General features: G+C 74.9%; 23 protein-coding genes. 12 read left to right on the top strand and 11 right to left on the bottom strand.

The window, feature by feature from the left end:
• Window positions 1–3: 3 nt before the first annotated feature.
• Window positions 4–1,089, bottom strand: a complete 1,086-nt coding sequence (locus BMW62_RS07380; protein ID WP_091930196.1) for a cupin domain-containing protein — start codon at window positions 1,087–1,089, stop codon at window positions 4–6.
• Between the two features lie 261 nt (window positions 1,090–1,350).
• Between BMW62_RS07380 and BMW62_RS07375 the strand changes: the two genes are divergently transcribed.
• Window positions 1,351–1,533, top strand: a complete 183-nt coding sequence (locus BMW62_RS07375) for a hypothetical protein (protein WP_091930195.1) — start codon at window positions 1,351–1,353, stop codon at window positions 1,531–1,533.
• Between the two features lie 19 nt (window positions 1,534–1,552).
• Here the strand turns inward: BMW62_RS07375 and BMW62_RS07370 are convergent, their stop codons facing one another.
• Both BMW62_RS07370 and BMW62_RS07365 read right to left on the bottom strand, forming a co-directional pair.
• Window positions 1,553–2,008 carry an RpiB/LacA/LacB family sugar-phosphate isomerase gene (locus BMW62_RS07370; protein WP_170852257.1) on the bottom strand — a complete coding sequence of 152 codons (456 nt, stop codon included), beginning with the start codon at window positions 2,006–2,008 and terminating at the stop codon, window positions 1,553–1,555.
• 11 nt (window positions 2,009–2,019) lie between these two features.
• Window positions 2,020–2,967 carry an ABC transporter substrate-binding protein gene (locus BMW62_RS07365; protein ID WP_211435029.1) on the bottom strand — a complete coding sequence of 316 codons (948 nt, stop codon included), beginning with the start codon at window positions 2,965–2,967 and terminating at the stop codon, window positions 2,020–2,022.
• Between the two features lie 84 nt (window positions 2,968–3,051).
• On the opposite strand from BMW62_RS07365, the gene BMW62_RS07360 reads away from it, so the two are divergent.
• The 5 genes from BMW62_RS07360 to BMW62_RS07340 are packed head-to-tail and all read left to right on the top strand — an operon-like array spanning window position 3,052 to window position 7,693.
• Window positions 3,052–4,167 carry a zinc-dependent alcohol dehydrogenase gene (locus BMW62_RS07360; protein WP_091930193.1) on the top strand — a complete coding sequence of 372 codons (1,116 nt, stop codon included), beginning with the start codon at window positions 3,052–3,054 and terminating at the stop codon, window positions 4,165–4,167.
• On the top strand, window positions 4,152–4,871 hold the full coding sequence (locus BMW62_RS07355; RefSeq protein ID WP_244523895.1) for a 4-carboxy-4-hydroxy-2-oxoadipate aldolase/oxaloacetate decarboxylase: 720 nt from the start codon (window positions 4,152–4,154) through the stop codon (window positions 4,869–4,871). The genes BMW62_RS07360 and BMW62_RS07355 overlap by 16 nt, the downstream gene beginning before the upstream one ends.
• Entirely contained in the window at window positions 4,868–5,878 is a 1,011-nt protein-coding gene (locus BMW62_RS07350; protein ID WP_091930192.1) for an amidohydrolase family protein, read from the top strand. The genes BMW62_RS07355 and BMW62_RS07350 overlap by 4 nt, the downstream gene beginning before the upstream one ends.
• Window positions 5,879–5,882: 4 nt before the next feature.
• Entirely contained in the window at window positions 5,883–6,872 is a 990-nt protein-coding gene (locus tag BMW62_RS07345; protein WP_091930191.1) for a type 2 periplasmic-binding domain-containing protein, read from the top strand.
• The gene (locus BMW62_RS07340) at window positions 6,872–7,693 is read left to right on the top strand and encodes an NAD(P)-dependent oxidoreductase (RefSeq protein WP_091930190.1); all 822 of its coding nucleotides are present in this window, start codon (window positions 6,872–6,874) and stop codon (window positions 7,691–7,693) included. Before BMW62_RS07345 ends, BMW62_RS07340 begins: the two co-directional genes overlap by 1 nt.
• 52 nt (window positions 7,694–7,745) lie before the next feature.
• Here BMW62_RS07340 and BMW62_RS07335 read toward each other — a convergent pair whose 3' ends face one another.
• The gene (locus BMW62_RS07335; protein WP_091930189.1) at window positions 7,746–9,008 is read right to left on the bottom strand and encodes an NAD(P)/FAD-dependent oxidoreductase; all 1,263 of its coding nucleotides are present in this window, start codon (window positions 9,006–9,008) and stop codon (window positions 7,746–7,748) included.
• 68 nt (window positions 9,009–9,076) lie between these two features.
• Between BMW62_RS07335 and BMW62_RS07330 the strand changes: the two genes are divergently transcribed.
• Window positions 9,077–9,769, top strand: a complete 693-nt coding sequence (locus tag BMW62_RS07330; RefSeq protein WP_091930188.1) for a class II aldolase/adducin family protein — start codon at window positions 9,077–9,079, stop codon at window positions 9,767–9,769.
• Between the two features lie 6 nt (window positions 9,770–9,775).
• On the opposite strand, the gene BMW62_RS07325 is transcribed toward BMW62_RS07330, so the two are convergent.
• Entirely contained in the window at window positions 9,776–10,903 is a 1,128-nt protein-coding gene (locus BMW62_RS07325; RefSeq protein ID WP_170852256.1) for an MFS transporter, read from the bottom strand.
• Between the two features lie 204 nt (window positions 10,904–11,107).
• Here BMW62_RS07325 and BMW62_RS07320 point away from each other — a divergent pair, with 204 nt between their 5' ends.
• A complete protein-coding gene (locus tag BMW62_RS07320; protein WP_091930186.1) occupies window positions 11,108–11,770 on the top strand; it encodes an acVLRF1 family peptidyl-tRNA hydrolase in 663 nt (220 codons plus the stop codon).
• A gap of 89 nt (window positions 11,771–11,859) precedes the next feature.
• Here the strand turns inward: BMW62_RS07320 and BMW62_RS07315 are convergent, their stop codons facing one another.
• The gene (locus BMW62_RS07315; protein WP_170852255.1) at window positions 11,860–12,870 is read right to left on the bottom strand and encodes a zinc-binding dehydrogenase; all 1,011 of its coding nucleotides are present in this window, start codon (window positions 12,868–12,870) and stop codon (window positions 11,860–11,862) included.
• 183 nt (window positions 12,871–13,053) lie between these two features.
• On the opposite strand from BMW62_RS07315, the gene BMW62_RS07310 reads away from it, so the two are divergent.
• Window positions 13,054–15,462 (top strand): transglycosylase domain-containing protein, encoded by a 2,409-nt coding sequence (locus BMW62_RS07310; RefSeq protein ID WP_091930185.1) that lies wholly within the window; start codon window positions 13,054–13,056, stop codon window positions 15,460–15,462.
• Here the strand turns inward: BMW62_RS07310 and BMW62_RS07305 are convergent.
• Entirely contained in the window at window positions 15,412–16,317 is a 906-nt protein-coding gene (locus BMW62_RS07305; protein ID WP_244523894.1) for a YhjD/YihY/BrkB family envelope integrity protein, read from the bottom strand. The two genes, BMW62_RS07310 and BMW62_RS07305, sit on opposite strands and share 51 nt — an antisense overlap.
• A gap of 386 nt (window positions 16,318–16,703) precedes the next feature.
• Between BMW62_RS07305 and BMW62_RS07300 the strand changes: the two genes are divergently transcribed.
• The gene (locus BMW62_RS07300; RefSeq protein ID WP_091930184.1) at window positions 16,704–17,783 is read left to right on the top strand and encodes a C40 family peptidase; all 1,080 of its coding nucleotides are present in this window, start codon (window positions 16,704–16,706) and stop codon (window positions 17,781–17,783) included.
• 10 nt (window positions 17,784–17,793) lie between these two features.
• On the opposite strand, the gene BMW62_RS07295 is transcribed toward BMW62_RS07300, so the two are convergent.
• A complete protein-coding gene (locus BMW62_RS07295; RefSeq protein ID WP_170852254.1) occupies window positions 17,794–18,339 on the bottom strand; it encodes a hypothetical protein in 546 nt (181 codons plus the stop codon).
• Between the two features lie 114 nt (window positions 18,340–18,453).
• Between BMW62_RS07295 and BMW62_RS07290 the strand changes: the two genes are divergently transcribed.
• Window positions 18,454–18,762, top strand: coding sequence for a DUF3817 domain-containing protein (locus BMW62_RS07290; RefSeq protein ID WP_091930183.1), 309 nt, complete (start codon window positions 18,454–18,456; stop codon window positions 18,760–18,762).
• Between the two features lie 50 nt (window positions 18,763–18,812).
• Window positions 18,813–20,135 carry a serine hydrolase domain-containing protein gene (locus BMW62_RS07285; RefSeq protein WP_091930182.1) on the top strand — a complete coding sequence of 441 codons (1,323 nt, stop codon included), beginning with the start codon at window positions 18,813–18,815 and terminating at the stop codon, window positions 20,133–20,135.
• Window positions 20,136–20,331: 196 nt separating this feature from the next.
• Here the strand turns inward: BMW62_RS07285 and BMW62_RS07280 are convergent, their stop codons facing one another.
• The 3 genes from BMW62_RS07280 to BMW62_RS07270 are packed head-to-tail and all read right to left on the bottom strand — an operon-like array spanning window position 20,332 to window position 23,479.
• Window positions 20,332–20,955: an MSMEG_1061 family FMN-dependent PPOX-type flavoprotein gene (locus tag BMW62_RS07280; RefSeq protein ID WP_091930181.1), complete on the bottom strand. Its 624-nt coding sequence runs from the start codon at window positions 20,953–20,955 to the stop codon at window positions 20,332–20,334.
• 23 nt (window positions 20,956–20,978) lie between these two features.
• Window positions 20,979–21,497, bottom strand: a complete 519-nt coding sequence (locus BMW62_RS07275) for a hypothetical protein (protein WP_091930180.1) — start codon at window positions 21,495–21,497, stop codon at window positions 20,979–20,981.
• Window positions 21,498–21,544: 47 nt separating this feature from the next.
• Window positions 21,545–23,479 (bottom strand): alpha/beta fold hydrolase, encoded by a 1,935-nt coding sequence (locus BMW62_RS07270; RefSeq protein WP_139206214.1) that lies wholly within the window; start codon window positions 23,477–23,479, stop codon window positions 21,545–21,547.
• Between the last annotated feature and the right edge of the window lie 29 nt (window positions 23,480–23,508).

The raw sequence follows: 23,508 nt of genomic DNA, 5'->3' as shown, positions 1-23,508 counted from the left end.
CCCTTACGGCCAGGTGGGCCGCTGGAGCGCCGGCCACTCGATGGTGCTCACGTCACCGGCCTGCTGGTCGCGGATGTGGTCCGGCGGCTCCTCGAAGAGCACCAGCGGATCGGCGAGCACCCGCATCGTCTCCAGCAGGCTGTCGAACATGTGGATGCGGACGACCTTCGCCGTGTTGTCGGGGTCGTCGTTGAAGTGCTGGTGCCACAGGAAGTGGTCGACCACGATCAGGTCGCCCTTCTTCCAGGGGTAGTCCCGGCCACCCTCGGGCTCGGTGCCCTCGTAGGAGTGGCCGGTGCCGTCGAGCACGTACAGCCAGGCCTCGCCCGGGTGCCGGTGCATCGACTGACGACGGCCCGGCCCGATCTCGAACATCGCCATCGTGATGCCCGAGGCCTGGTAGCCGATGGCCTTGTCGAGCAGGAAGGTCGTCCGGGTGCCGCGGGGGGTGTTCAGCAGCTCCAGGTCGTCCCAGCTGGTGTGCAGCCGCCCGGAGCGGCGCTCCTGCTGCTGGCGGGCGACGCGGCGCAGCCGGCGGGCGTAGGGGTCGTCGCCCGGGGCGCCCTCGGCGACCGGCGGCCGGGGCGGGAGCGTGGCGAACTCGGCGTGACCGGCGTCCTCGAGAACCGACATGCCCATCGTCTCGAGCATCGGCTCGCTGGAGAAGGTCATGTAGCGCAGCGGGCTCATGTCGCCCGCCGCCGGGTCCTCGTCGACTCCGGCTCGGTGCCAGGCCCAGGTGGGGAGGTGCAGCGAGTCCCCGGGGCCGACCTCGATGCGCTCGCCGTCGATCTCGAACCAGCCGGTGCCGCCGACGACCAGGACCATCGCGTCCCACGAGTGGCGGTGCACGGTCGTGGTGACCCCTGGGTCGATCTCGTGCACCAGGGCGTCCATGGTGCGGGTCTGCCGGTCACCGTCGGCGCCGACGTAGACGCCGACGCGCGAGCCGCGCTCGGTCGGGACGAGGGGGGCGTCCTCGACCCGGACGATCGTCCGCCAGTTCTGCCGCCAGTCCTCGACGAACTTCTTCCGCCGGCTCTTCTGCACGTGGTAGTGGGTGACCGACGTGGTCGTCTTGGTGCTCATCGCGGGCATCGACCTCTGGAGTAAAGAACAGACCATTAGTCCGGCAATCCTGTCAGGGGCGGATCACCGTGTGCAAGACCACAGCGTGATGAAACCCACCGTCCCTGGTGCCGCAGTGCGCGGGACGTCACATCCGGGAGCGCATTTCCGCAGCTCAGCGACGTGTTGAATGGTCGAGTGCCCCTACCCGGGGCGCGAACACGGGAGGCCGGTCGCACCACCGTGCGGTCGAGCCCGCTCGAGATCACGAGGAGTTCTGCCATGACCACCGGAATGCCCGCCCCCTGGTTCGTCAGCGAGGGTGCCAGCGCGGAGATGATCGGCAGCGGCGAGCCGCGCCTGCGCCACTACCGCGGTGGGGACGGCTCCTGGTCCACCAGCGCCGCCGCGTTCCTGCGCCGCCTGCGTCCGGCGACGACCCGGCTGCCCGTGCTCGGCCGCTGATCCGCCGGGGGCGAGCCGCTCAGCGCAGCGACTCGCCCCGCTCGAGCGCCGCGATCATCGCCACGCGGCGGGCGTGCACGTCTCCCTTGAAGGGCGTCGCCAGCCAGGTGCGCAGCACGACCTCGGCGGTGCCGGGCGCGACGACCTTGGCCCCGAGGACCAGGACATTGGCGTCGTTGTTGCCGCGGGATATCTCCGCGTGCCAGACGTCGGGGCACAGCCCCGCGCGGATGCCGGCGATCTTGTTGCAGGCGATGGCCTCGCCCTGCCCGCTGCCGCCGACGACGACGCCGGCGTCGGCCCGGCCGTCCACCACCCGGCGGCAGACGTCCTCGCACAGCGGCGGGTAGTCGACGACCTCCTCGTGCGACGCCGCACCGCGGTCGTCGACCTCGTGGCCGCCGGCCCGCAACGCCTCGACCAGCCGGGCCTTCAGCGCCACCCCGTTGTGGTCGGCCGCGATCGCGATCCGCATGGCCGCCGCCCTCAGCCCACGACGTCGCGGGTGTCGGCGGTGAAGATGTCCTCGAGCCGCGGTGCGCGGTCGAGGATCTTCTGGTCCACCGCCGTCCGCAGCAGCTCCTCCAGCACCGTCCGGTTGGGCTCGATGCCGTAGGGGAGCGGGTCGTCCCAGCCGGTGGTCTCCATGACGGTGCGGTGCATGCGGTCGGTAGCGGTCTCCTGCGGCAGTGTCCCGGCCCGCAACTGCTGCACGTAGCGCCGCTTGGACTCGGCGAAGGCGTCGAACACCCGCCGGCCGAGGTCGGGGTGCTGCTCGAGCAGCTCGTCGCGGATCACCACCAGGTGGTTGATCGGCCACAGCCCCCGCCGCAGCGCCGCGTAGGCAGCCGCTTGCGGGTCGGGGAGCAGCGGGCGCGCGTCGGGGGAGTCGATCTCGACCCCGACCACGGCGGAGAGTTCCCCGCTGGCCAGCATCTCGTCCAGGGTCCGACCGGCGTCGACGGGGACGACGTTGGCCGGCGGCCGGTAGGCGGCGACGTGCTCGTCGCCGGAGAGCATCCAGGTGATCGAGTCCAGGTCGACGCAGTGCTCGTCGGCCAGGACCGATCGAGCCCAGACTCCGGTGGTCACCGTGTAGCCACGGTTGACACCGACCTTCCTGCCCTCGAGATCCTTCGGCTGCGAGATGCCGTGCCGGGTGTCCACCGTGATCGCGCCGTGGTGGAACCCGCGGACGAGGAACGCCGGCACCGCCGTGAACCGGACGCCGTGCGCCCTGGCGACCAGGTACGTCGTGAGCGCCATCTCGCAGACGTCGAACTCCAGGTCCCGCACCATCCGGCGGAAGCCCTGCACCAGGACCGGGACCTCCTCGAAGTCGAACGCCGCGCCCTCCGGCGTGACGGTCCCGTCGATGAGTGCGCGGTTGTTCCCCTGGGCGCGCGTGACGGTGCGCAGGTGCAGGTCAGCCATGGCGGCGGACGCTAGCACGGCCATGGTCAGACCAATAGACCGTCGATTAGGGTGCTGCAGGACACACCGAGGCGAGGAGCGAACATGGCGGAGCAGGTGCTGGCAGCGGTCCGGACAGGGCCCGGGACGACGGAGCTCCGGGAGTTCCCGATGCCCGAGATCGCGGACGACGCCGCGCTGCTCAAGATCGAGGTCGCGGGCATCTGCGGCACCGACGTCAAGCTGTACCGCAAGCCCACGATCGACGCGCCGGTGATCATGGGTCACGAGAACGTCGGCATCGTGGCGAAGGCCGGCGCGACGTGGCAGGAGATCCACGGGCTCCGCGAGGGCGACCGGATCTTCGTCGAGCACTACGTCGGCTGCATGCACTGCGAGTGGTGCCGGCTCGGCGAGTACCGGCACTGCGAGCTCACCGACTGGCGCACCAACCCCGACGCCCGCCGCTACGGCTACACGTCGTCGGAGAACCCCGGCCGGCTGTGGGGCGGGTTCAGCCAGTACATGTACCTGCCCTGGAACGCGGTCACCCACAAGGTCCCCGACGGCGTCACCGCCGAGCTCGCCGGCCTGGTCACCCCGCTCTCCAACGGCATCGAGTGGGCGCTCAACGCCGGCGGCGTCGGCTACGCGACGACCGTCCTCATCCAGGGCCCCGGCCAGCAGGGCCTGTCCCAGGTGGTGGCCTCCAAGCAGGCCGGCGCCTCGCTGATCGTCGTCACCGGCACCACCCGCGATGCCACCCGCCTGCAGCTGGCGAAGGACCTCGGCGCGGACGCGGTCGTCGACGTCCTCCAGGAGGACGCGCTGGCCACCGTCCTGGAGCTCACCGGTGGACAGGGCGTCGACGTCGTCCTCGACTGCACCTCCGGCGCCGGTACCGCTCCGGTGCTGCTCGGCATCGACGCGCTCAAGCGCCGCGAGGGCGTCATGGTCACCCAGGGCGAAGAGGCTGCGTTCCCCGACTTCCCGCTGAAGAAAATGACCGAGAAGTGCATCACGCTGGCCAGCGCCCGCGGGCACAGCTACCGGTCGGTCGAGCTCGCGCTCGAGCAGCTGGCGTCGCACCGCTTCCCGCTGGAGCGGCTGGCCACGCACAGCTTCGGCCTGGAGGACGTCGACCACGCCATCCGCGCGCTGGCCGGCGAGACCGGTGAGGACGCGCTGCACATCTCGCTCAAGCCGTGGGGCGACGCCTGATGGGGGCCCAGCGCGGCACCGTCGTCGTGACGGGCATCGCACGGGCGGACCGCGCGGTCGTCGACGGGCTGGCCGACTGCGGCGTGGCGACGGTCCACGAGGCGCAGGGCCGCACGCACCTGCTCGACCCCGCGCTGCGGCCGGTTCACCCCGGAGCCCGCATCGCCGGCACCGCGGTGACGGTCAGCCTGCCGCCGGGTGACAACTGGATGGTGCACGTCGCCGTGGAGCAGTGCACCGAGGGCGACGTCCTGGTCATCGCGCCGACCACGCCCTCCCAGGCCGCCTACATCGGTGACCTGCTGGCCACCGCCCTCGCGACCCGCGGGGTCCGCGGGGTGGTCGTGGACGCCGGGGTGCGCGACGTGGCGGATCTGACCGCCATGCGGTTCCCGGCGTGGTCCCGGCACGTCTCCGCCTTCGGCTGCATCAAGGAGACCCTGGGCAGCGTCAACGTCGGCGTGGTCTGCGCCGGCCAGTGGATCGAGCCGGGGGACGTGGTGGTCGCCGACGACGACGGCGTCGTCGTCGTCCCGCGGGAGCGCGCCGCCGACGTGCTGGCGGCGGCCCGGGCACGCGAGCAGCGCGAGGCCGGCATCCGCGAGCGCTACCGGGCCGGCCAGCTCGGCCTGGACATGAACGGCATGCGCGAACCGCTGGCCGCCAAGGGGCTGACCTACGTCGAGCAGGAGCCGCCGCGGTGATCATCGACATCCACGGTCACTACACGACCGCCCCGGCGCAGCTGCAGCGCTTCCGGAACGCCCAGCTCGACGCGTTGGACGGCGGGGGCGCCGCCCCGGAGCCGGCGGCCATCAGCGACGACGAGCTGCGCGAGAGCGTCGAGGGAAACCAGCTCCGGATCCTCCGCGAGCGCGGCGGCGACGTCATGGTCTTCAGCCCCAAGGCATCGGGCATGGAGCACCACGTCGCCGACCCGGCGGCGGCGGTGGCGTGGGCGCGGGCCAGCAACGACCTCGTCGCCCGGGTGGCCGGCCTCTACCCGCAGCACTTCGCCCCGGTGTGCCAGCTCCCGCAGACCCCCGGCGGTCCGCTGGACGGCGTCGTCGCCGAGCTGCGCCGCTGCGTCGGGGAGCGCGGTTTCGTCGGGGCGAACCTCAACCCCGACCCGTCGGGCGGGTACTGGACCTCCGCTCCGCTCACCGACCCGTACTGGTTCCCGGTCTACGAGGCGCTGGTCGAGCTGGACGTGCCGGCGATGGTGCACGTCTCCAGCTCGTGCAACCCGGTGTTCCACGCGCTCGGGGCCCACTACCTCAACGCCGATACGACGGTGTTCCAGCAACTGCTCGAAGGGAACCTGTTCGAACGGTTCCCGACGCTGCGGCTGGTCATCCCGCACGGCGGCGGCGCGGTGCCGTACCACTGGGGCCGCTACCGCGGGCTGGCGATGCGCAACGGCTGGCAGGACCCCGCCGAGCTGCTGCGCAACGTCTTCTTCGACACCTGCGTCTACCACCAGCCCGGCATCGACCTGCTCACCCGCGTCATCCCGGCCGAGAACATCCTCTTCGCCTCGGAGATGCTCGGCGCGGTCCGCGGGGCCGACCCCGAGACGGGCGTCGAGTGGGACGACACGAAGCGCTACCTGGACGCCGCCGGGCTGGGCGACGCCGAGAAGCAGGCGGTCTTCGAGGACAACGCCCGCCGGGTGTACCCCCGGCTCGACGCCCGTCTGAGAGGGAACTGAGCCCGTGTCCCGACTGCACCTGACCTTCGCCTGCGGCGACTACGACCGCACCCGCGCCCTCGAGGAGGGCACCGTGCGCCCCGACGGCATCGACCTGACCTTCCTGCGCCTGCCGGTGGAGGAGACCTTCTTCCGGATGATGCGGTACCGCGAGTTCGACGTCGCGGAGATGTCGCTGTCCTCGTACGTCAAGTCGCTGGACGCCGAGGACCCCGGCTTCGTCGCGCTGCCGGTCTACACCTCCCGGCAGTTCCGGCACGCCGGCATCTTCATCAACGCGGAGTCCGGCATCGAGAAGCCCGAGGACCTCCGGGGCAAGGTCGTGGGGACGCCGGAGTGGCAGTTGACGGCCAACGTCTGGATCCGCGGCCTGCTGGCCGACCGGTACGGGGTGCCGATCGACTCGGTCGAGTACCGCACCGGTGGGCAGGAGACCCCCGGCCGCATCGAGAAGGCCGCGGTCGACCTGGGCGACCGCATCCGGATCTCGCCGATCGGCCCGCACCAGACGCTGGCGCGGATGCTGGCCGACGGCGAGATCGACGCCTTCCAGGGCCCGCGGGTGCCGTCGTCCTTCGTCCCCGGCGGGAACGTGCGGCGCCTGTTCGCCGACCCGGTGGCTGCGGAGAAGCAGTACTTCGCCGAGACCGGGATCTTCCCGATCATGCACGTCGTCGTGGTCCGCCGGGATGTCTACGAGCGGCACCCGTGGGTGGCCCAGACCCTCACCAAGGCGCTGCACCTGGCCAAGCGGAAGGCGGCGGCCGAGCTCTACGACGCCTCGGCGCTGCGCTTCATGCTGCCCTGGCTCATCCCGGGGCTCGAGGAGGCGCGGGCGCTGATGGGGGAGGACTACTGGTCCTACGGGCTGCAGGGCAACGAGCACGTGCTGAGCACCTTCCTCCGGTACCACCACGAGCAGGGGCTGTCCCGGCGGCAGTACGAGCCGGCGGAGCTGTTCGCCCCCGAGTCCACCGAGACGTTCGTCATCTGATGGGCGCCGTGGGGGAGATCGGCACGGTCGGCGTCGTGGGCTGGGGCCGCATGGGTGCGGAGATGGGCCGCTGGCTGGTCGAACGCGGCTGGCCGGTGCTCGCGACCGATCCGGCGCCGGGGGCCGACGAGCGGGTGCGGGCGGCCGGCGCGCAGTTCCGCGGCTCGGCCGCCGACGTGGCGCGGGAGGCCGACCTGGTCCTGCTGGTCGTCGTGGACGACGCGCAGGTCGAGGAGGCGATCGCCGGCGAGGGTGGCATCCGCGACGTGGCCCGTCCCGGGACCGTCGTCGCGATCTGCTCGTCGGTGCGGCCCGACACCTGCGTGCGGATGGCCGCGGTGGCCGCCGAGCGCGACGTGGCGGTCGTCGACGTCGCCCTGGTCGGCGGCGAGCGGGCGGCCGAGCAGGGCAGCCTGACCCTCATGTGCGGCGGGGACGCCGCAGTGCTGGACCGGTGCGCGCAGGCCTTCGCCGCGTTCGCGACCGACGTCTGCCACATCGGCGGCCCGGGGACCGGTCAGGTGGCCAAGAGCGCCAACAACGTGCTCATGTGGACGGCGTTGCGGGCCGACGTCGAGGTGCTGCGGCTGGCCCGCTCCCTCGGCGTCCCCCCGGGCCGCCTGCGCAGCGTCCTGGGCGCCGGCACCGGGGCCAACCAGGTGCTCGCCGACTGGGGCCTGCACCGGCTGCGCTGGCCGGCGAAGGACCTGGAGGTCGCGCTGGCCATGGCCGAGGACGCGGGGGTGGACGTGCCGCTGGTCCGGGCCCTGCGGCCGCTGGTGACCGAGCTGACCCGCGAGGACCTCGCGGACCTGCGGTAGTCCCGCCCCTGGGTGGCGAGCCGGCGCGCCGGCTCGCCACCCAGGGGACGGATCAGGCGGCCGGCGCGGCGAGGAGCGCCTTCAGCGGCGTGCCGGCGTCGGCGGCCAGCTCGGCCGGCAGCGCGATCCCCTGGGTCAGCGCCTTGCGCACGGCGAGGTAGTCGGCGGGAGCGTTGACCGCGTCGACGGCCAGCAGGGTGCCGCTCCGGTAGTAGAGGACCGAGAAGCTCTCCGTGTCGGGGTCCCCCCGGACGACGTGCCGGTCGAACCCGGTCGAGAGGCCGGCGATCTGCAGCTTCAGATCGCCCTGGTTCGACCAGAACCACGGCACGCTGCGGGTGACGGCCTCCCTGCCGGCCAGCGTCGCGGCGGCGAGCGTGGCCTGCGCGACGGCACTGGGCACCGACTCCAGGCGCACCCGGCCCTCGCCGGTCATCGGGTGGGGCAGGACGGTGCAGTCCCCGGCGGCGACCACGGACGGCGCACTGGTGCGCGCGTGTGCATCCACGACGATGCCGCCGTCGCACTCGAGGCCGAGCTGCTCGGCCAGCTCCGTGCGCGGGACGACGCCGATGCCCACCATGACCAGGTCGGCAGGCAGGCTGCGGCCGTCGGCGAGCAGGACGCCGTCGACGTGGCCGCCGGCGCCGCTGAACCCGACGACGTCCACGGACAGCAGCACGGAGCTGCCGCGGCGCTCGTGCGCGGCCCGGAGGAAGTCCGAGACGACCGGCGCCACGGCGCGGCCGACCAGCCGGTCGGCCGCCTCCACGACGACGACCTCCTTGCCCTGGGCCCGGGCGGCCGCCGCGGCCTCCAGGCCGATGAACCCGCCGCCCACGACGACGACGCGCGACGCGTCGGCGAGCCGGTCGCGCAGCGAGACGGCGTCGTCGAGGTCGCGGAGGTAGAGGATCCCGTCGAGGTCGGCGCCGGGGACGTCGATCCGCCGGGGACGGGCGCCGACGGTGAGGGCGAGCCGGCCGAACGGCAGCTCCCGGCCGCTCGACGTCCGGGCGAGGCCGGGCCGGCCGCCGGAGGGGAGGGCGACGTCCACGACCCGCTCGCCGCAGATCAGCTCGATGTCGTGGTCGGCGTAGAAGGACGTGGTGCGGAAGGCCAGCGTCTCCGGTGCCGCCGTCCCCGCGAGGAACTCCTTCGACAGCGGGGGGCGCTGGTAGGGCGGGTGGGCCTCGGCGCCGACCAGCGTGATGGGCGCGGTGTCGCCCAGCTGGCGCAGCGAGGCGACCAGCTGGACGCCGGCCTGGCTGGCGCCGACGACGAGCGTGCCGGCCTCTCGCTCCTCGGGCGGCATGATGTCTCCGATGATCGGCGTGGAATGGTATGACCATTGTGCCACGACACACCCCCGAAGGGCGAGAGATGACCGAGGACCTGCGCCGCCTGGTCTCGCTGGGATGCCGCGTCCTCGGTGACGCGGACCAGGGAGACCTCATCTGGGGCCACGTCTCCGCCCGCGACCCCGGGGGGCGCGGCGTGTGGATGAAGGCGTCGGGGCTCGGGTTCGAGGAGGTCGGGCCCGACGACGTCCTCCTCGTGTCCTGGGACGGCGAGGTGCTCGAGGGCACCGGTCGCCGGCACGCCGAGTACCCCATCCACACCGAGGTCGTGCGGGCGCGGCCCGACGTCGGCAGCGTGATCCACACGCACTCGCCGGCGGCGGTGGCGCTGGGTGCGCTCGGGGTTCCGCTGCGGCCGATCTCGCACGAGGCGAACCTGTTCGTCCCGCCCGACATCGCCCGGTTCACCGCGACCGGCGACCTGGTGCTGACCGCCGAGCTGGGCCGGGCCGTGGCCGCCGCGCTGGGCGACCGCAACGCCTGCCTGCTGGTGAACCACGGCATCGTCGTCGCCGCGCCGGACGTGCAGACGGCGACCGTCACCGCCTACCTGCTCGACCGGGCCTGCCGGATGCAGCTGGCCGCCATGGCCGCCGGCGGGTGGGCGACCTGGTCCGCCCCGCAGGAGTCCCTCGCCAAGCGCGAGCACTGCTATCCCGACCCGCTGCTGCAGGGCGCCTGGGAATACCTCGTGCGCCGGCTCGACCGGGGCTGATCCGGGTCAGCCGGCGGTGCCACGCCGGCGCAGGGCCAGGGCCGGGAGGACCATCCCCACGCCGACCACGGCCATGGCCGGCGTCAGCGGCACGGCCACCACCATGCCGGCGACGGCGAGCGGCGCGGCGAACAGGGCGGCGGCCCGGAAGGTGCCGGAGACCGCGATGGCCTCCCCGCGCTCCTCCGGGTGCACCGCCTCGGCGGCGATGGCCGGGCCGAGCACCTGGACGGCGCCGGCGGCGATGCCGCTGACCACGAGCACCAGGGCGGAGAGCGCGACGCTCTCCGCCACGGCGGCGGCCAGCGCCGTGGCCACGCCGGTCAGCAGGATGCCCGCGCCGAGCACCGGTGTCGTCCAGCGCCCGCGGACGCGGCCGGCCACGGCCGTGCCCACGAGGGATGCGCCGTTGGCCGCCGCGACGAGCGCCCCGATCGTGGTCGCCGACTGGCGCGCCTGGTCCAGGGCCAGGGGCACGTAGGACGTGAGCAGCGCCCGCCACGCTCCGGCCGTCATCCCGGCCCAGCAGGCCACGTCGACCCCCGGCCGCCGCCAGAGCCGGCCCGGTGGCCGGTCGGCCGGGGGCACGAAGGGCGGCAGCCGGTCCAGCAGCGCGTTGGGGACCAGGCCGAGCAGGGCGACCGCCGCGGCGACGAGCAGCGCCAGCGCCGCGCTGCCCTCGGAGAGCACGCCCGCGATCAGGGGCCCGACCAGCAGGCCGAGGGAGGCGGCGAGGTTCACCCGGGCGAGCGCGCCGGCGGCGCGCCCGGTCCCCCGGACGACGTGGGTCTGGCTGCCGGTCCAGAACAGCGCGCGGGAGGCTCCCTGCAGCAGTTGCGCAACCGCGAAGGGGACCAGGGCCGCGGACACGGCGACGGTGAGGCTGCTGACGGCGAGCAGGACCCCCGCCGCGGCGATCAGCATCCAGTCCGGCCATCGGCGCATCGCCCAGCCGAGCCCCAGCCGGACCAGCATCTGGGACAGGGCCGAGGCGGCCGTGAGGGCGCCGATCTCGAAAGCCGAGTAGCCGGCCTCGATCGCCAGCAGGGGGAGGGCGACGCTGGCGGTGCTCAGGGAGAGGGAGTAGATGCCGGCGCCGGTCGCCGACGCCGTCGCATCGCGTCGGCTGCTCACCGGTCCCCGCTCCGGGGCGGAAGGTGCGCGACCGCGGGTCCGCCCTCGCCCACCGCCACCTCCGCGTCCGGTCGCCTGCCGCGGAACCGTAACAGCCGGCTGACCAATGGACTGACCTCAGGCCATGGCGGCGTGCGCGTCCCGTCTCCGGACCGTAGGGTCGGTCCTCGTGCCCCCGGTCGCCGCAGCCGTCGCCGACCCCGGGTGACCCGCGCCCGGCCGGCCGCCGGCGGCGGGCGCCGGCTCGGGGTGGCCCCCGAGCGGCTGGGCCGGTGGCTGGACGGCGTCGCCACCCGGCACGGCGCGTTCACCGCGGTCGAGCCGGCCGATGACGGGCTGCGCATCGTTTGCGCGGACACCACCGCCGTCACGCTGCGGGCCCCGTTCGGCTGGACGCCCGAACCGCCGCTGCTGGCCGGCTTCACCGCGGCCGCGCAGCGGGACCGGCGGGCCGCCGTGCTGCTCGTGCGGCGCGGCCGGTGGGCGGTCGGCGTCTTCGACGGCGATCAGCTGGTCGTCTCCAAGGTCGACGCCCGCCAGGTGCAGGGCCGGACGGCGGCCGGTGGCTGGTCGCAGCAGCGGTTCGCCCGCCGGCGGGCCAACCAGACCGACGCCGTCGTCGGGCACGCGGTGGAGACCGCCGTCCGGGTGCTGCTGCCGCACGCCGACGGGGTGGCCGCGCTGTTCACCGGGGGCGACCGGGGGCTGGCCGACGACGTGCTGGCAGACTCCCGGCTGCGCCCGCTGACGGCCCTGCGCCGCGACCCCGCCCTGGACGTGGGGGAGCCGACGAAGGCGGTGCTGCTGGAGACGCCGAAGCAGTTCCGCGCGGTGCAGGTGCTCATCCGCGAGCCATCCCCGGGTTGAGCCGCACCGCCGGACGTCGGGCCGCGCCATGACCCGGCTGAACGTGCGGTGGAGCGGCTGGCCCCCCCGAGGTCATCCCGTTGCCTCGGTCAGGGCGTGATGACCAGGCGGATGGGGTCGCCCTCCTTGCGGGCCAGCCGCTCGACGCCGTCGGCCGCCTCGGTGAGCGGCAGGGTCCCCGAGATCGACCGGGACAGGTCGAGCCGGCGGTGGCGGACCAGCGCGACGAGCTCCTCGACGTGGCCGGGCTCCGAGCCGTAGTGGCCGAGGATCCGCTGCCCGAAGTAGCTGAACTGGGTGCCGTTACGGATCTCCAGCGGCTGGTCGGTGAGGCCCACCAGCACCAGGGCGCCGTCCCGCTCCAGGCAGCGCACGGCCTGCTCGCGCACGGGCGCGACGCCGGCGAAGTCGAAGGCGAACGCCAGCCCGGCGCCGCCGGTGAGCTCGCGGACGCGGGTGGCGAGGTCCTCGGACGGGTCCAGCGCGAGGTCCGCGCCGAAGTCCAGCGCCCGCTGCCGGGCGGCCGGCACCGGGTCGACGGCGACGATCGGCGCCGCACCGGCCAGCCGCAGCAGCTGGACCGCGTGGGCGCCCAGCCCGCCGATGCCCCACACACCCACCGGCTGGGCCGCCCGCACCTGCGCCGTCCGCACGATCGAGGCCCAGGGCGTCGACACCGCGTCGGGCACGATGCAGGCCTGCTCGAACGGCAGGTCGTCGGGGATCGGCACGACCGTCTCCGCGGTGGCGAGCGCGTACTGCGCCCAGCCGCCGTCGTAGTCGACGCCGCGGGTGTGGATCCAGCCGTCCTTCTCCTCCCCGGCCTGCAGCAGCACCCGCCGCCCCTCGGCCCAGCCGGTCACGCCGTCGCCGAGCTCGGCGACGGTGCCGGCCACCTCGTGGCCGAGCGTCACCTCGTCGCCGGCGAGGAACAGCGGCGACAGCTGCCCCTCGATCAGGTGGACGTCGGAGAGGCAGATGCCCGCGGCGGCCACCTGGATCAGGACCTCGCCGGGGCCGGGTGCGGGCTTCGGCACCTCCTTCACGACGAACTCACGGGTGCGCACGTTCAGCCGGCCGGCCAGCATCGAGTCAGGCATGCCCTCATCCAACGCCGTGGACGCTGCGCCGACGAGCCGGGCCGCCCGGCGGCAGGGAGAGCCGCGTGTGGCGGGCGGGGACCGGGAGGCGGACGAGACGGTTCCGGTTGCGTCACGGCCCGCGCGGGTGGTTGTGGATCGTGATCATCCCTGTTGAGCTGGGCGTTCACGCGGAGGAGGGTCATGGAGTCGCGCACGGGGACGGGTCGCACACTGCTCAGGCTCGCGTGCGCCGTCCTGCTCGCCGGTGCCCTCGTGGCCGGTCTCCTGCTGCCCTGGGTCGGCGGTCCGGCCCTGGCCGCGCGCGGCTCCTCGGCCCTGCTCGGCGACCCGCCCGAGGAGTTCTCCGTCGAGGTCCCCGCCCGCAACACCGTGGTGCTCGCCGCCAACGGCGAGGTGATCACCTCCTTCTACCGGGAGAACCGCGAGCCGGTGGAGTTCGACCGGATCGCCGAGGTCATGCGCCAGGCCCTGGTCGCCGTCGAGGACGCGCGCTTCTACGACCACGGCGGGCTGGACGTGCAGGGCACCGCGCGGGCCCTGGTCACCAACATCGCCGCCGGCGAGGTGGAGGAGGGCGGCTCCACCCTGACCCAGCAGCTGGTCAAGCAGACCCTGCTGCAGTCCGCGCGCACCCAGGCCGAGCGGGACGCCGCCACCGAGAAGACGTTCGGCCGCAAGCTGCGCGAGGCCCGGCTGGCGCTGGCGATGGAGTCGACCTACACCAAGGACGAGCTGCTCACCCGCTACCTCAACATCGTCTACTTCGGCCAGAACGCCTACGGGGTGCAGCCCGCGGCCCGCGCGTTCTTCGGCGTCGACGCCGCCGAGCTGACCCTGCCGCAGGCGGCGCTGCTGGCCGGGCTGGTGCAGAGCCCGAAGGACCACGACCCCTTCACCGACCCCGAGGGCGCCACGATCCGGCGCAACCTGGTGCTGGCCCGCATGGCCGAGCAGGGCTACATCAGCCCCGAGCAGCAGGCGGAGGCCTCGGCCGCCCCGCTCGGCCTCGCCCCGGTGCCGGCGCCGCGCCGCGGCTGCGTCGAGGCGTCCGTGGGGGCCTACGTCTGCGACTTCGTCCAGCAGTACCTCATCGAGGAGCTCGGGCTCACCCAGGACGACCTCGAGCGCAACGGCTACGTCGTCCAGACCACGCTGGACGCCGACCTGCAGCGCGCCGGGGACGCCGCCGTGCTGGCGAACCAGCCGCTGGAGAGCTCGCTGGCCGCCACCTTCACCGCGGTGGAGCCGGGCACCGGCCACCTGCTGGCCATGAGCGTCAACCGCATCTACGGCCACGACGAGGGCGACCTGCGGCAGGAGTCGGTCAACCTCAACGCGCTGCCGAGCCGGGGCGCCGGGTCGACCTACAAGGTGTTCGTGGCCGCCGCGGCGCTGGCCCGCGGCTACTCGACCGAGTACACGCTCACCGCGCCCAGCCCGTACATCTCCCGGGTCTACCGGGAGGGCGATGGCCCCTACGACGTCCGCAACTCCGGCAGCTACCGGGCCTCGCTGGACCTGACGACGGCGCTCTACCAGTCCTCCAACACCTACTTCCTCGCCCTCGAGGACGCCCTCGGCAGCGTCGAGGAGCCGGTGCGCATGGCCGAGCGCATGGGCCTCTACGCCTACGGCCCCTCCGGCCTGGCGCAGCGCACGATCGACCAGAACAACGGCTCGTTCGCCTTCGGCCCCGAGGCCACCAGCCCGCTGGGCCTGGCCAGCGCCTACTCGACGCTCGCGGCCTCGGGCACCCGGTGCGACGTCGTCCCGGTCACCGCGCTGCTCGACCGCGAGGGGGAACCCGTGCTGGGCCCGGACGGCGAGCCGCTGGTCGGCGGGGACCGCTGCACCCCCGAGGCCATCCCGCCCGGGGTCGCGGACACGCTCAACCAGATGCTCCGCAAGGACGTCGAGCCCGGTTACGGGGGCCAGACCGGCCGGCGGGCGTACGTGCCGGGCCACCAGATCGCCGGGAAGACCGGCACCACCCAGCAGAACGTCTCCGTGGCGTTCGTCGGGTACACGCCGGAGATCGCGGCCAGCGTGATGGTGTTCAACCCCAAGGAGGCCGAGGACGTCGGCGGCTTCGGCGGCGGCAAGGGCGCCACCATCTGGCACGACGCGATGGCGCCGATCCTCACGGCGCGCGGCAGCAGCGACTTCCCGCCCGCGGACCCCACGGTGGTGCGGGGCAACACGATCCGGGTGCCGTCCTGCGACGACCCGCTCCGGTGCCAGGACGTGCTCGGCGACGCCGGTTTCCTCCACCGCGTCTTCCGGGTGGACAGCGACCTCGCCCCCGGCGCGCTCGTGGGCACCAGCCCGCCCGCGGGCGGCCGTGCCGTGCCGGGCCAGGTCATCGCCATCCTGGTCAGCAACGGCTCCCGCTACGTGCCGCCCCCGCCGCCACCGCCACCGGCACCCGAGCCGCCTCCTGCGCCGGTGCCGGACCCGGCGACCGTGCCTCCGGCCCCGCCGGTGCCGCAGGACCCGGGCGCCCGGCCCGGTGGTCCGCAGGCACCCGACGAACCGGTGTCAGCCGACGCCTGGTTCGACCGGTTCCCCTACCCGCCGCCGCGGCGCTGACCGGTCGCCGGCCAGTTCGTCCAGCGTCTGGGTGGTCAGCCAGCCCAGCAGCGCGACCAGGTGGAGCAGGAACAGCCACAAGGCCAGCGCGACCACGCCCCCGACGACGTCCAGGTCGCCGAACGGTGCGCCGAGATCCAGCGGCAGCGCCAGGAACAGCACGAAACCCTGCAGGAAGCCGGACAGGCAGGCGGCGGTGAACAGCGCCCCCACCAGCAGCGACCGCCACCGCGCCCGGCCTCCGCCGACGACCCGGAACCCCCAGGCCAGCGGCAGCGTCAGCGCCGCCAGCACCGCGTAGTAGCCGAGGGCCACCTGGCCGATCGTGGCCGCGACGCCCCCGCGGTCGGCGAGGTCGGCCATCTGCGCCGCGGCGAGCAGCAGCGGGTACAGCAGCACCGGCGCGAGGAGCAGCAGCGGCAGGGCGGCGAGCCGGCCGCGCCAGGCGGTGTGGCCCTCGTGCCGCTCGGAGAACCGCAGCAGGGCGCGCCGGAGGCCCTCGCCGTAGAGCGACATGGGCAGCAGGGCCAGCAGCGCCCCCAGCGGGTCCAGGCCGGCGCCGGCCTCGACCAACCGGTCGACCGCCGCCGGCGCACCCAGCTCGGAGGGCAGCAGGTCGCCGACCCGCTCGCCGAGCTCGCGCACCCGCTCGGGCGAGGTGATCCAGGCGGTCAGCCCGAACGACAGCACGAGCAGCGGGACGACGGCGATGCCCGCGTAGAAGGTCAGCCCGGCGGCGATCAGCATGAGGTCGCGTCCCCGGAGGCGGGCCCGCACCCCCGGGGGGAGGCCGCGCAGCACGGCGGCCACCCGGGAGGACCGGCTCACGCGCTGCGGATCACGGGCGGGGCTCACGGCGATCCATCCTCCGGTAGTGGTCGCGCGGGGCCGCACCGAAACCGGTCCCGGCGGGGCTCCCGACGCCTCTCCGGGGCGAACGCGCTGGTGGCTGGGACGGCTGTGACGGGACGCGCAGGGAGAACTACACGAATGTTGTTCCGGGCATTGTCACGACCGGGTCACGCCGCCTACGGTGAGTGTGTCCGTCGGGGCTTTCCGTCACTGCCGAGTGACCTCCGCCGGGCGCCGTCGAGCGAGCCGGGCACCCGCCACAGGCGCGGTCACCGGGCCGGGACCACCGCGGCACCGATCTGGGACGGACCCTTCCGTCCCGACGTGCGAGCGTGCGCCCGGCCGGGCCCGGAAGACGGCCGTGGACGAGATCGGAGAGCCGCCGCACCATGGCGACCCCCCTGCGCACGCCCGCCCGCCGCCGCACCGCCGGCCGGGTGGGGCTGGCCCTGGCCGGCACCGTCGGCATCCTGCTCGCCACGGTCCCCGCGTCCGCGGATCCCGGCTCGCCCGCCACGTCGGGCGAGGCCGCCCGGCTGGTCGCCGAGCGCGGCCACCAGCTCGAGATCGTCACCGAGCAGTTCAACGAGGCGCGCGACACCCTGACGGCCCAGCAGGCCGCCGCGGAGGCCGCGGCCGCCCAGCTGCAGCAGGCCACCGCCGACCTCGCCCGCGCCCAGGAGCAGGTGCGCGGCATCGCCCGCAGCGCCTGGACCGGCGAGGGCCTGGGCTCCTTCCAGGCGCTGCTCACCAGCGACTCGGCCGACGAGTTCGTGAGCCGCGTGAGCACGCTGGAGACGATCTCCGGGCACCAGGGCGTGGTGCTGGCCAGGGCTGCCGAGGCGAACGTGGCCGCCGCGCAGGCCCAGGCCACCGCGCAGGAGGCCGCGGCCCAGGCGCGGGCCACCTACGACTCCATCGCCGCGCAGCAGGCCGAGCTGCAGGCGCAGGTCGACGAGTTCCGCGCCCAGTTCGACCGGCTCGGCGCCGCCGAGCGCCAGGCCGTGGCCGAGGCCCACCACGCCGAGGAGCGCGGCGGCGAGCCGCAGCGCGCCAGCCGCGGGGACCGCGAGGCGCCGGCACCGGCGCCCGCCGCCCCGGTGGTGGCCGACAGCGCCGCCGCGCAGAAGGCCGTGGACGCTGCCATGGCCCAGCGCGGCAAGCCCTACGTGTGGGCGGCCACCGGGCCCAACGCCTTCGACTGCTCCGGCCTCACCTCCTACGCCTACCGGGCGGCGGGGATCTCGCTGCCCCGGGCCAGCCGGAACCAGGCGGGCGTCGGCCGGGCGGTCTCCCGCGCCGAGCTGCGCCCCGGTGACCTGGTGTTCTTCTACAGCCCGATCAGCCACGTGGGCATCTACATCGGCAACGGCCAGATGGTGCACGCGCCGACGTCGGGCGACGTGGTCAAGGTGGCGAGCATCGATTCGATGGGCGGCTACGCCGGGGCCCGGCGCGTCGCGGGCTGACGCCTGGGGCTCAGCCCGCGCCCGGCCCGCCGACCTGCTGGAGCAGCCCCCAGACGAACACCGCGCGCACCCCGCCCGGCAGCAGCACCTCCGAGCGGGTGGGCACGCCGGTCCCGACGCCGCGCGCGCCCGGGAGCCCGGCGACGTCGTCGAGCACGTGCTGCCACACCAGCAGCCGGTTCGGGCCGGCCGCCGGCACCGGTGAGCCCGGCGCCCGGGCGAGGTGCTCGTGCAGCACGGCGCCCCCGGGCCCGCTGACGACCTCCCACCACTGGTGCGGCCACAGCGGCAGCGGCCAGCGCCGCACCTGGATGTCCAGGTCGCCGACGCGCCGGTCCTCCAGCTCCTCGGGCGGGCCGAGGACCGCCGTCCGCAGGGCCAGCCCGCGCGGGGCCCGCCGGGAGTGCTGCAGCGCCTGCCAGCGGGTGTGCGCTGCGTGCGCCTCGCCCCGGGTGGCGCCGAGCCGGGGCAGCGCCTGCGCGGTCAGGTCGGGCCGGACGTCGGCCATCCGGCGCAGCAGCACGAGGCAGAACTCCCGCCGGGCCAGACCGCGCACGGGGGGACCCTGCCACCGCGCCGACTGCCGCGAACGTCACACCGTGCGCGGGGACGCCGCCGGCGGCCCGGTCGTTGACGTCCCGGACCCCGCCCCCGGACCCGAGGACGCCCGTTGAGCCCGCGCACCGTCACCACCGCCTTCCGCCTCGTCGCCGTCGCCGAGGCGATCACCTGGGTCGGCCTGCTGGCCGGGATGTTCGTGAAGTGGGTGCTGCAGACCTCCGAGGTGGGCGTCCAGGTGTTCGGGCCCATCCACGGCGGCGTCTTCGTCGCCTACGTCCTGGTCGCCCTCGTCGCCGCGCGGGTGCTGCGCTGGTCGCTGCCCACGACGCTGCTCGCACTGGCCGCCTCCGTGCCGCCGCTGGCCACCGTCTGGTTCGAGCGGCGGGCCACCCGCACCGGTGCGCTGCCCGCACGCTAGGCGCTGGCCGCCTGATCCGCTGGGCGGGGGCGGTCGCTACGGTCGCCGTCATGCCCGAGCCCGTGCTGCCCTCGACCGCCCGCCTCCTGCTGGCCCGCACGGCGCGGGTGCAGCGCGACGGACGGGCGCCCGGCCTCGTCGCCGGCGTCGTCCGCGACGGCGGGCTGGCGTGGTCGGCCGGCCGCGGGGAGGTGCCCGGGCCGCACACCGACGTCCAGTACCGGCTCGGCTCGATCAGCAAGACCGTGACGGCGGTCGTCGTCATGCGGCTGCGCGACGAGGGGCTGCTGCGGCTCGACGACCCGCTGGAGCGCCACCTGCCCGGGACGCCGTTCGGCGACCGCACGGTCGGGCAGCTGCTCTCCCACCTCGCCGGCGCCTCCGCGGAGAGCCCCGGCGGCTGGTGGGAGCGCACGCCGGGCGGCTCGCTGGACGACCTGGGCCTGGCGGAGACCGACGTCGTCCTCGGCGCCGCGCGGCGGTTCCACTACTCCAATCTCGGCTTCGGCCTGCTCGGCGAGCTCGTCGCCCGGCTGCGCGGCCGCTCGTGGGACGACGCCGTCGCCGCCGAGGTGCTGGCGCCGCTCGGCATGGCCCGCACCACGCCGCGGCCGGTCGCGCCGGCCGTCGAGGGCCGGGCGGTGCACCCGTGGGCCGACGTCGTGCTGCCCGAGCCCGAGCACCACGCCGGCGTGATGGCCGCAGCCGGGCAGCTGTGGGCCTCGCTGGCCGACCTCGGGCGGTTCGCCGCGTTCCTGCTCGGCGACACCGCCGACGTGCTCGACCCGGCGACGCTGGAGGAGATGACGGTGCCGGCCGGGGTGGACCCGTCGGCGCCCGGCTGGTCGGCCTACGGGCTGGGCCTGCAGGTGCTGCGGGTCGACGGGCGGACGCTGGTCGGCCACGGCGGCTCGATGCCCGGCTTCCTCGCCGGCGTCTTCGTCGACCGCGAGGAGCAGACGGGCGCGGTGTCGCTGGCCAACACGACCAGCGGTCTGGACCCGCTGGTCTTCGGGCTGCTGGCCGATCTCCGCGGCGCCGAGCCGCGGATCGCCGAGCCGTGGGTGCCCGCGCCCTCGCCGGTGCCGCTGGAGAGCCTCGGCGTCTGGTTCTGGGGGCCTGCGCCCTACGTGCTGCGCTCGGTCAGCGGCGGGCTGCTGCACCTCGGCCCGCTCCCCGGGCGCCCGGGGCGGGCCAGCCGCTTCACCAGGGCGGACGACGGCACCTGGCGCGGGCTGGACGGCTACTTCGCCGGGGAGACGCTGCGCATCGCCGCCGACCACCTGGACCTGGACACGTTCGTGTTCACCCGCACCGCCTACGACCCGGCCGCCCCGGTGCCCGGCGGCGTCGACGAGCACGGCTGGCGCTGACGCAGCTCCCGCCCGCCCTCCCCGGCGGTCACCCCGAGCCGCGCGGCGACGTCGGTACGGGGAGGCGTGGACGAGGCGTTGTCCCTCAGTAGGACATCCGTCTCGCCTGGATGTCCTCCTGCGGGCCAACGCCCGGCAGTCGGTGCGGGCACGGTGGCGCCACCTGGTCGTCGCGAGCCGTCGGGCGGGCGGAAGGTCAGGCCGTCGGGTAGAGCGCGGCCGAGTATGTGGCGGAGGAGTAGTAGCGCTCGAGCTCCTCGAGCGGCTCCTCCCTGCGCTCCAGCGCGTGCGCGATGCGGGACCGCGGGGGCACGGCGTCGGGGTCCCAGCCGGCCGGGTCCCACAGCCCCGAGCGCAGGAACGCCTTACCGCAGTGGTGGAAGACCTGCTCGATCTCCACCACCAGCGCCAGCAGGGGGCGGTGCCCCCGCACCACCATGCGGTCGAGCAGGGCCGCATCCCGGACCAGGCGGGCGCGGCCGTTGATGCGCAGCGTGTCGGTCCGTCCGGGGATCAGGTGGATCAGGCCGACGTGCGGGTTGGCCAGGACGTTGCGGTAGCCGTCGGCCCGGCGGTTGCCGGCCCGCTCGGGGATCGCGACGGTCCGGTCGTCGAGCACGAGGGTGAACCCAGGCGGATCACCCTTCGGCGAGACGTCGCACGTGCCGTCCGCCGCGCTGGTCGCGATCAGGCAGAACGGGGACGCCGCCAGCCACTCGCGGTCCAGGTCGTGCAGCGCCGTGCGCTCCTTGGCCAGGGCCGCCGGCGCCGGTTCACCGAGCAGCTCCCGCAGCTCGTCCTCGCTGGTGATTTCGTGCACGGGGGCATCCTGCCCCGCAGCGGTCAGGGGCGGTCGAAGGCGTCGATCGTGTTCTTGACGACCACGCCGTAGGCCAGGTGCGGCACCAGGTCGCTGAGCCAGGACGACGCCGACCAGCTGCGGGGGTCGGTGATGCCCAGGACCGTCATCGGCCCGTTCCCCGCCACCATCGCACCCAGCCCGGTCAGCAGGATCCCGACCGGCTTCGCCGAGACCAAGCCGGACGCCCGGGCCAGGCCGCCCACCACGCCCACCCCGACGCCGGCCACCAGGCCCGTCATCGGCCCCAGCCCCTGCACGCGGTTCTGCCGCGTCTGCTCGTCCCCGGGGATGGGCACGTGCGCCGCCTCGGCGAGCTTCTCGACGGTCTGCTCGGGGGTGGAGCTGCTGCCGCGGCCGCGCACCACCATGTCCAGGTAGGTGACGGCGTTGAGCGCGGTGGTGCCCGCCGCGCCGGCGGCCGCGCCCCGCAGGGCCCACCCGAGGGTGCTGATCCCGCGCTTGCCCTTGCCCGTACGCCCCAGTGGGGTCCGCTTCGCCATGGGCGGTGCCCTACCCGCCGGCTGCCACGGCACACCCGACCGCAGGCTCAGCGCACGCGCTCCCCGCGGAAGGTCCCACCGAGGTTGCCGTCGCCCGAGAGGGTGAGTTCGGCGAAGGGTAGCGTCACGTCGAGGGTGACCTCGCCGGTCCCGCCGTCGGCGACCGTGGCCACGCCGTCGACCGGCGCCCCCGGCGTCCAGGCGCAGCCGTCCAGCGCGATGCGCACCGCGCCCGCCATGGTGATCCGGTACCCGGCGTTCCCGCCGGCCGGGCAGCCGAGGTCGAGGGCGTCCGTGCCGGGCCAGGCCTCGAAGGAGGGACCGAGGAGCTCGGCCAGCAGGAGGTCGACGGTCTCCCACGGGTCGTCATAGCCGGCGGCGGACGCCGGCGGCAGCGGGACGTAGGCCTCGGCCAGGCTGTCGGTGCAGGTGGTGACGGGCCGGGCGGGCAGCCGGCCGGTGGTGACCAGCCGGGTGACCGCCCGGTCGACGCAGGCGTAGCCCCAGCCGTAGAGGACGTGCGGGCCGTCGGTGAGGACGAGGAGCGCGGCGTCGGTGGGCGCCCGCTCGAGCACCCGCTGCGCGTTGCCGGCCGGGGTGTTCGGGTCGGTGTCGGCGGTCAGCAGCAGCAGCGGGTACGGCGGGTCGGCGATCGCCGCGGGCGGGCGCACCGGCTCCTCCCCGCGCGGCCAGAACAGGCAGGGCAGGTCGCCGTAGTAGACGTCGTCCAGCCGTACCCCGGCGACGCCGTCGGCGGCGGCGGAGTCCAGCCAGCGGTCGAGCTCCGCCCGGCCGGTGCTGCCGTCGGGCACGGTCGGGTAGTCCTGGCACTCCACCGCGTAGAACAACGCGGGGGAGAAGGAGGGGTCGACGGCCACCTCCCCGGTCTCGGGATCGGCGCCCGCGGTGGCCGCGGCCAGCCGGGCCAGCGGCAGCTCGTCGCCGCCGGCCGCGGCGTTGAGCGCCCGCTGCAGCTGGCGGCGGGCGTGCGGGCTGCTCAGCGAGGCCATCGCCGCGCCCTCGAGCTCCTCGAGGGTGAGCTCGCGCTCCTCGGTGCCGCCGTCGGCCAGGGGGTGGTCGTAGGGCCGGGGTGCGGCGCGGAGCTCGGCGGCCAGCGCGTCGTAGGCGGCCGCCGACGCGCCCGGGCCGTCCTCGGCGCACACGGGCTCGGCGTCGCAGCCGGCCAGGGTGGCGGCCAGCACGTCGCTGTAGGCCCGCGCGCTCTCGGCGGCGAAGGACCGCAGGGGGGTCTGCAGGTCGACGACGCCGTCGAGCACGAGGCTCTCGACGCGGTCGGGGTGGGCCGCGGCGTAGGCCTGCTGGAACTGGGTGCCGTAGCTCTCTCCGTAGAGCACCAGCCGCTCCGCGCCGTACCAGCGGCGGAACACCTCGAGGTCCTCCGCGGCCTGCGCGGTGGCGAACAGGGGTGCGTCGGAGGGCGCGACGCCGGCCTCGGCGAAGCAGTTCCCCGCGAACCGCTCGGCCGCCGCGGCGTAGCCGTCCCGCTCGCCGGCGTCGGACGAGGCGTCGAGCACCTCCTCGAAGGAGGAGAGCGCGCGGTCGCAGACGAACGGCTCCGACCGGCCGATGCCCCGCTGGTCGAAGAAGACCAGGTCGTAGTGGTCGGTGATCTCCGGGTCCATGGCCGAGGTGTAGCGGTCGGCCAGCGCGATGCCGCTGGAGCCGGGGCCGCCGGTCGCCGTCACCAGGACCCCGCGGGCCTCGACGTCGGCCGGGCGCAGCGCGAAGGTGACCTCCCAGGCGGGTGACGCGGCCGCACGGTGGTCCGCCGGCACGGTGAGGGTGATGCACTCGAACTCGCTCGCCGGGCAGGGCTCCCGGCCCACCAGGTCGCCACCGGTGCTGGTGAAGGGCTCGATGGTGCCGTCGACGACCTCCGGGGCGCACCCCGCGAGGCCCAGCACGGCGACGAGGGCGACGACGAGCAGCGACGCGGCGCGGCGCGGCCGGCGGATGGGCACGGCGCACCCTAGATCGGGCCCCCGCGGGC

Source organism: Blastococcus sp. DSM 46786 (assembly GCF_900109665.1).
Lineage (GTDB): Bacteria > Actinomycetota > Actinomycetes > Mycobacteriales > Geodermatophilaceae > Blastococcus > Blastococcus carthaginiensis.
The sequence above is the reverse complement of the archived record's forward strand: the minus strand, read 5'-3'. Positions and strand labels throughout refer to the sequence as shown.